Annotated in this window: 1 pseudogene; it reads left to right on the top strand. The window is 39.4% G+C overall.

From position 1 onward, the window contains the following. Positions 1-688 (top strand): annotated as a pseudogene (locus DRF61_RS22455) (ceramidase); the annotation flags it as partial.

Raw genomic sequence — 688 nt, 5'->3', positions numbered from 1 at the left:
CCATTCAGGAACGATAGTAGCATTTATTCTGATGGTTGTAATATCTTATCTCCTGATTAAATATGCCAGAAGAGCAAAGAAAAATATATATCAGACGGCTGCATTGTCAGTGGTTTATATGATCATTGGCTTTTCCTGTTGGATGGTTATTCCTATCAGAGCAAATGCGAATCCACCAATGAACCTTAATGATCCTGATACTGCCATTGGTATGCTGGATTATTACAACAGGGAGCAGTACGGTGACTGGCCGACTATCTACGGTCAAAACTATACCGCTTTCCTTGATGCCAACGGAATTGAGAAAAATGAAGACGGAAGCTTCAAAACGAAGAAAACCGGAGAAATCTATGAAAAAGATGAAAAAACCGGAACTTACAGAAAAACCGGGGACCGATTCAATTATACATTCAGCCAGTCTCAGATCAGCTTAATGCCAAGAATGTTTAATGAGGACAAGGATGTAATGGCAAACTACATTTCTATGTACGGAGCTCCTGACTTTACCTTCAATTATGCCAATGAAGATGTGGCAGACAATCCTGAGGCAAAACAGATCTTTGATGAACTGAGAGCTAAATATGAAGATAAATCCATTACGGCAGCTGATTACCTGAAAGTGAAACCTTACAACCTGATCAATGTTCAGAAGCCTTCACTGGCTCAGAATATGGACTATTTCATTACA

It is taken from the genome of Chryseobacterium lathyri, from assembly GCF_003290185.1.
Taxonomy (GTDB): Bacteria; Bacteroidota; Bacteroidia; order Flavobacteriales; family Weeksellaceae; genus Chryseobacterium; species Chryseobacterium lathyri.
Note: the sequence above shows the minus strand (reverse complement) of the source record. Positions and strands in the feature narration are given on the sequence as shown.